3 protein-coding genes and 5 pseudogenes are annotated in these 6,836 nt (G+C 60.7%); 3 read left to right on the top strand and 5 right to left on the bottom strand.

Annotated features, from left to right (window positions below):
* A pseudogene (locus tag AC0L30_RS42050) lies at positions 1 to 1,575 on the bottom strand (BID domain-containing protein); the annotation flags it as partial.
* Positions 1,576 to 2,024: 449 nt separating this feature from the next.
* Positions 2,025 to 2,186: pseudogene (locus AC0L30_RS42045) on the bottom strand (IS66 family transposase zinc-finger binding domain-containing protein); the annotation flags it as partial.
* Between the two features lie 252 nt (positions 2,187 to 2,438).
* Between AC0L30_RS42045 and AC0L30_RS42040 the strand changes: the two are divergent.
* Positions 2,439 to 2,894: pseudogene (locus AC0L30_RS42040) on the top strand (AAA family ATPase); the annotation flags it as partial.
* Between the two features lie 114 nt (positions 2,895 to 3,008).
* A complete protein-coding gene (locus AC0L30_RS42035) occupies positions 3,009 to 3,722 on the top strand; it encodes a DUF6036 family nucleotidyltransferase (RefSeq protein WP_473309292.1) in 714 nt (237 codons plus the stop codon).
* Between the two features lie 173 nt (positions 3,723 to 3,895).
* Here AC0L30_RS42035 and AC0L30_RS42030 read toward each other — a convergent pair.
* A pseudogene (locus AC0L30_RS42030) lies at positions 3,896 to 4,130 on the bottom strand (transposase); the annotation flags it as partial.
* Between the two features lie 488 nt (positions 4,131 to 4,618).
* Positions 4,619 to 5,209, bottom strand: a complete 591-nt coding sequence (locus AC0L30_RS42025) for a GNAT family N-acetyltransferase (RefSeq protein ID WP_473406711.1) — start codon at positions 5,207 to 5,209, stop codon at positions 4,619 to 4,621.
* 146 nt (positions 5,210 to 5,355) lie between these two features.
* Here AC0L30_RS42025 and AC0L30_RS42020 point away from each other — a divergent pair, with 146 nt between their 5' ends.
* Entirely contained in the window at positions 5,356 to 5,817 is a 462-nt protein-coding gene (locus tag AC0L30_RS42020) for an IS66 family transposase (protein ID WP_473406710.1), read from the top strand.
* Between the two features lie 4 nt (positions 5,818 to 5,821).
* On the opposite strand, the pseudogene AC0L30_RS42015 reads toward AC0L30_RS42020, so the two are convergent.
* A pseudogene (locus AC0L30_RS42015) lies at positions 5,822 to 6,077 on the bottom strand (hypothetical protein); the annotation flags it as partial.
* Between the last annotated feature and the right edge of the window lie 759 nt (positions 6,078 to 6,836).

Raw genomic sequence — 6,836 nt, 5'->3', positions numbered from 1 at the left:
GCGTTCCTCGGCCTCATACTTGTGCCCGGCCTCGGCGCGCAGACGCACGTAGCGCTCGATGTCGTGCTTGAGCGCCGGCACATTGGCCTCGGCGCGCTGACGCACCTGCTTCTCGGCCTGACCCGCCAGCAGGCCGACCTTGCCGCGCAGAGCCCCGAAGGACTCCGGGCTCGAGGCAACACGCGCCATCGTCGAGTTCGCGGCCGCGGGGTCCCTCAGCAAAGCGTCAAAATTTGTCGCGCGGAACGCGCGCTCGGGATCGGCAAAGACGAGGCGGAAGCGGGTGGAGACATCCTCCCATTGCTTCTTGATGGCGGGGTCGGCGAGGATCCTGTCCTCGACCGTGTCGATGAGGGATCTGGGGAACGTCGTGACGCCCGCGACCATGGGCTTGGCCTTAGTCTGTGCGGTGCTGATGATGGGATTGCGGCCCTCGACGAGGCCGAGTTTTACCGCGAGGGCGCCCAACCGGGAAGCGATGTCGGCCAGGCGTTGCTTCTGGCGAACCGTCCAGCGCAGGCGATCACTCATGAGGGTGCGTGCCACCTTGACGATGTGCAGCCCGCGGTTCGCGGCAAAGCGCAGCGCATCGCGATAGAGGCTGCCGCGGTCGTAATCGAGGGTGGTCTCCTTCACACGCCGCTGCGACAGGATCGCAACGAGGCCACCGGCCTTCTGGAACGAACGCCGGCCGTAATAGAGCGCGACATCCTCGCGATGGCGGGTCAGCGCGACATAGGTCAGATGCTTGTCCAGCGACAGCGTTGCCAGCACCTTGACCCGATCGACCGTGACCCCTTGCGCCTTGTGCACCGTCGTCGCATAGCCGTGGTCGATATTGCGATAGAAGCGCTGATCGATTTCGACGCGGCGGCAGTCCTCGCCCTCACCGATCTCGGCGACCAGGCGCGCAGGGCCGGCTTCCACGACCCTGCCGATCATGCCGTTCTTGACGCCGAGCGAGCCCTCGTTCTTCAGGAAGACGATCTGGTCGCCAGCTGCAAACCGGCGGTCGCCATCCTCGGTGCGGAAGGCATGTCCCGCTTCGACCAAACCGCGCGCCACGAGCTTGGCCCGCGCCATCTCGTTGAGCGCGCGGACGTCGCGGCGAAGATGGGCCAGGATCAAAGTCGACTTGGACGGATCATAGTCACGGTTCCAGTCGGCGATGAGACTTTCGATCGCCTGCGCCTTCAACTCCGTGCCGAACAGGCGTCCATGATCGCGATAGGCGGACAGGGCCTCTCCCGTCCGGCCACGAGCAAGATCGAGCGAGGCGTCGCGCATCCACTGCTGGCGCTGGCGATAGATCGTCTCGAGCTCGGCATAGCCGGTGCGTTCGAGGATCGCACGAAAGGCCGCGCCGGCTTCGATCGGCTGGAGCTGCTCGGGATCGCCGACCAGGACGAGCTTGGCCCCCGCCTTTGACGCGGTTTCGACGACCAGCGCCATCTGGCGCGAGGCGACCATGCCGGCCTCGTCCAGGACAAAAGCGGTTTGATCATCGAGGCCGTCGCGGCCGCCGTTCCATCGCAATTCCCAGGAGGCGAGCGTCCGGGATTCGATGCCCGCCTCCAATGCTTTATATCGACATGCCGCTACGAAGATAATCCTCAATTGGCCCAAAATGGGACTGAGAGGTCCATGCCGGCGATACGAACCGAGATCTTCAGAAGACCTTTACCGCCTCGCCACAGGCAATCTCCGCACCCATCCTGGCCCTTTGCCGCGAACTCGGCACGGACCGACAGCTTGTCTGGGTCTCGATCTTACCTGAGCCCGGCGCCCTTGTGAGCGAGTTTTCAGCAACGTTTCCGCAAAGGTTGCGAGTGAAGGAGGGACGTTGCTTTACGGATGGACGATTTGGGAATGACTGCGGGTTTTCGTTAAAGCCGAACACCACGCCATCTGGCAATTCGCCCTGCTTGTGCAACAGCGGCAAAGATTTAAGAAATCCTTCGCACGCCTGATCGACTTCGCGCGGCACTCTTGAATAGCCTGTCGGTCTTGCCTTTGGCCAGGACAGGCACCGGAGCCTGACTGATCTTCTCACAGTCGCGGCAGCTGAACTTCTCCCGGACGTGCTGGATCACCTTCCAAGATTTCGGGATCACCTCCAGCGTCTCGGTGATGTCCTCGCCGAGCTTGGACAATCGCGTGCCGCCACAGCAGACGTACGACTTCGGCCCTGATCCTCACCCTGGTAATCTCTCCATCTTCCGGGGCCGCCGCGGCGATCTGGTCAAGATCCTCTGGCATGACGGATTGGGCATGTCGCTCTAAGCCAAGCGTCTGAATCGCGACAAGTTCATCTGGCCGTCGGCTCCGCCGGCGCGATGTCGATCTCTGCGACGCCTGCGTCTGAGGGAAGGCGTCAAGAAAATCGACAGCAAGATGCTTGCGGAGGATAACGCCGAGCACGAAGCGCGAGGGCCGGCAAGCTGCTGCATCGCTATGTCGACGATGCCGGCACCTTCCAGCACCTGATGGCGCGGGTGCTGCAAAGCCCGGAGGCTCTGCGGCTCGACGTCGAGTCGGTCGACTTTGCCACGGGGGCTCGAACGCCGGCTAAATATGCCACGCGCGAGCTGATCCGGCTCGAAGCGGAGATGGTGCGGCGCGCGGTCCACCTGTCGGGCAGTGCGGCTTTCGCCGTGAAGGCACCGGTCATTTCAGCCGTGTCCGCGCGGCACGCCAACCTCTCGGCCGAGCAGCGCTCAGCCATCGCGCACTTGGCCTCTGGAGAGCGGATCGCGGCGGTTGTCGGCCGGGCCGGCGCCGGCAAGACCACGATGATGCGGGCGGCGCGCGAAATGTGGGAAGCCGCCGGCTACCGCGTCGTCGGCGGCGCCTTGGCGGGCAAGGCGGCCGAGGGATTGCAGAAGGGTTTTGGCGGAAGGTATCAACTTCGAGGATGACACTCTGCGCCGTCGCATCTGGAAGGCGGCGAAGCGGATTGCAGAGAGATCTGCGATCCATCAAACCGCGGCACTTCCGCGGATGGTGGCGTGACGCAAAACTCGTTTGTTCGAACTATTGAAGACCTTGTCGAGACAGTCAGGGTGATTGCCCGGCTGTTTAAAACCGACAAGGTCTTCATCATTGGAAGCCAAAGCATCTTACTTTCGTGGCCCGACGCTCCGGTCGTCCTACGCACCTCTGGCGAAATCGACGCTTATCCGGAGAACGCGAAGATATGGGAAATTCAGCAGAAGGAGCTGGATCCTGAAGACGATCCGGAGGCTTCAGAAGAGATAAATGCTCTCTACGGCGAGGGCTCAAAATTCCATCGCGATCACGGCTTCTATATCGACGGTGTCGACGAGAATACCGCGCGGCTTCCTGGCGATTGGAAGAAGCGCGCCATCACCAAAACGGTCGACGTTGACGACAGGAAGGTTCTGGCTGTGGCGCCATGTCCCGAAGACATTATCGTATCCAAGCTCGCTCGCCTGTCGGAAAGGACAAGGAGTTCGTGGACGGCTACCACAAGGCGCGGCCATTCAATCGTGATCTCATCGTTAACCGTATCAAGGCGACAAAGCTGGAGGCCGAACTTCAGGAGCGAGCTATCAGCTTCGTGCGCGGCCTTCCGGACGAGCCCAAAGCAGACGCTGCAGCAAGCAAGCCGCCGGGATTCTAGCAGCCACCGCTGCGATTTATTTAGAGGCTTCGTCCACCACGTCGACCGCAATGGTTTCTGTCGGCTGCAGCGGCGGTGAGCCTCCGGACCAGCCCTGCTTTCCGCCGGAAATGGTGCCGCGAGCTGCACGCTAGTAATCAAACTGATTTTGATTGTCATTCGGCCCTTTGATTGCGGTTTGTTGTCAAGCTTACATTTCTGAACTCGGCCACGGACGGTGGTAGTGCTCGCGCCGTCGGAGCTAGTCCGGATTCGTAGAAGGCGGTCGCCGCATCGTGATATCTTGCCGTTGATATCAGTTCGCCAGACTGGTTGCGTCGAGGCTAAGACCCAGATGGGCGCCGACGCTTGATGCCGATCGGAAGCGCGATGGGTCGTCGATCGTATGGCGGTAAGGCCAAGGCGGTCACCACGCCGACACCAGGAACCGTCATCAGGCGGCGCGTCGTCTATCCGACTTCGCCAACTGGCGGACTTCGTCGTCGAACGTGCGCCAGCCAGACGAGCGAAAGTGGGTAGTGCCGTTCCATGGCGTTCATTGAATGTTCGGCGCGGACCAATTCCCTTTGAGATAGATCAAGGCCCGGCACGAAACGAAAACAGGCCACTCTCAGCTTCAAGCCAAGCACTGAGGTCGGAAACAGGCCAGTACCCAAGCTCGCCAGAGAACCTGACCTGCGGAAGTGCGATTTGGGCATATCACAACATGGATTAGAAAGGGGCCACAGACGTACGTCGTTATTCCCAGAAAAGGTCCAGAGGGATCTACAGGGGCTCGGCTGCGGTCGGCAGCGCCTCCCGGCGCGCGCCCATGCTGATCTTTCCCGCCATAGACGCCGCTGAACCAATTCGATGGCACCGCCCTATCGCCGCCGAGAACTTGTCCAGAACATTCTGGATGAGGCAATGCGGTCAGCTGGGAGCGTGCAAGGACGCTCTGGGAGCCGAAGCATGCGAATCGGCTCAGAATTCCGCTCAATTCGCCTTTCGCAACATCGGCGTGAGTGGCGGCGAGCAGCCGTGCTGTATCTCTCCAATAATCTTGAATCCGTGTCGTTGGTAAAGCGGAATGTTCTCAGGATTCGAACTTTCAAGGTAGGCTGCGACGCCCTGCTCATCACATCTTTGAAGAGCGTACTTCATCAGCAATGTGCCAAGCCCTCGTCCGACCCAGTTCGGATCGACGGCGATGAGGGGCAAATACCAATGTGGCTCGGACGGATGATGTTCGGCCATTCCCTGGCGCACGTGTGCCATATGTTCGCTGATTTCCGGGCGCAGGGACACCGCCATGATGGTGTCCAGTGCATCCTCATCTTGCTGGACGCCGGGAGGCAACCACAGGGCCGCGGCGGCGCGGCTCTCTCCCGTGACGTATGCTGTGCCATGCTCGAATGCCCGTCCGCCACAAGCCTCGATGAACTGAGTCATGCTGCCAACATATTGTCCAGGGTCCGGCCAACTCCAACGCATCAGTGGATCGGCGGCAAAGCCGAGGACAATTGTCCAGACGGTTCTTGCCCGAACGCTCGCATGCGCCGAGGTGACGCCCGACTCAGCGTTCATGATGCCGCTTTCGAGCGCAGAGCTGTAAATTGAGGACGCAGGACCGATAGACGTGAGCTGGATGGATGTAGATTCATCGAAGGATGAGCCGTCTGCAAGCAGCCGAAAGCACGGTTTGAGATTGCAAGGTGATCTTGTTCCGCTAGATGTCGCTCAGGCAGTCTACGCATGGCAGGATAGTCAGCAACCTGCCAACCCGGGTAGGTGCTGGCATTCCTTCCAAACAATGTCTCCGCCCTAGGGATTACCCGCAGCCCAACATCAATATTGGCGCTACCCGACAGAGCGCCACGCTAACCATCACCATCCGCTGGACCTACTCTCGCTGCCAGGGTGCGACGCGCTTTGTCGATGATGGCCGCATCGAGCTCGACAACAACATCGTCGAACGTTCGATCCGCCTGGTCACGCTCAACCACAAATGCGCTGTTCGAGAACCGAGCTTCGTTACGATGCGGTCGCTTGGCTTCGTCGTGCAGCATCGCGGTGGCGTCGCCTTTCGTTCCCGCATGCGTCGAACCGGCGCTATCGAGGGCGTCGGTGGCAGAGTCGCGGCTGGCGCCGGCTCCTCGGCCGCGAGGACCTCAGGCAGCTCCCTTGCTTGTTGAGCGGGTGCGGGCCGCGCCTCCATGATCTCGAGAACCGCGCGTACTTTATCAGTGACACGCCAGCCGCCGTTAATCCGCTCAATGAGTCGTTGGGAGAAGATATCCAAGCCGGGCACGCGGACGGCTAACCGCTTCGTCCGTTCGGCCCAGTCCGGTCCGCTCGTGGCCAGAATCGCCATATCTCGCTTCAGGTCCGCCATGGCGGCGAAGCCGTCTGGATAGCTGACCAGCACCTTGAGAACCGTCACCTGCAAGTTCACTGGCCCACCCGTACCCAGCTTCCGCGAACTTACTCGCTTGATATCTTAGGGGCGTTCGTGACCCTCTGTCGACTCACGCCCTTCATCCCTGGTTCTCGCCGGAGTGCGCGGTGCAAAGATCCTTGCTGGAGATGACAACGGCTGAAGATGCCGCCTCGGATCTCCAGAACATGCACGCGGATGCTGATCTCGTCAGCAATCGACGTCTCAACTGCGTAACTGCCTCTCGCATCGGATGGATGTCGCCTACGTCATGGCGTACTGCATACGGCAGCGGACGACCGGAAACGATGTAGGCCCGTGGTCGAACCTGCGGGGCTCGATGACGCCGAGTGGATCCATCTGGTGAATCAGACCGCAACCGGCTGTCGGAGGATGGGGATGTGGACATCTGGATTGGCCTGCCGGCCGAACAGGATATGAAGACTGGCGAAAGCCGGAACGGACCCTCGCGAATGGTTATTACTTAATTCGTCAAAGCCAGCGTCCTTTCACGAACACTTGTCCGCGGAAGCACGACTTGAAGGGAGGTTGGACCACCGATCTATGAACAACCTGCCTCTGACCGCATGCTGGGCAAAGACGAATTGACCCAGATCAACGCGGCTTAAACGATGGCGTGCTTGCCTGCGAGTCTTTCACAAGGAGCAGCAAATGACGCGACTTTCAGATCAGCTCGCCAACCTGTCGGTACGTGCAAAAGGCGCCGAAAACGCATTCTCAGCCGCAAGAACGGAAGCGCACGACAAGATCGAAGCG

The organism is Bradyrhizobium sp. MI1.11 (assembly GCF_055811255.1).
Note: the sequence above shows the minus strand (reverse complement) of the source record. Positions and strands in the feature narration are given on the sequence as shown.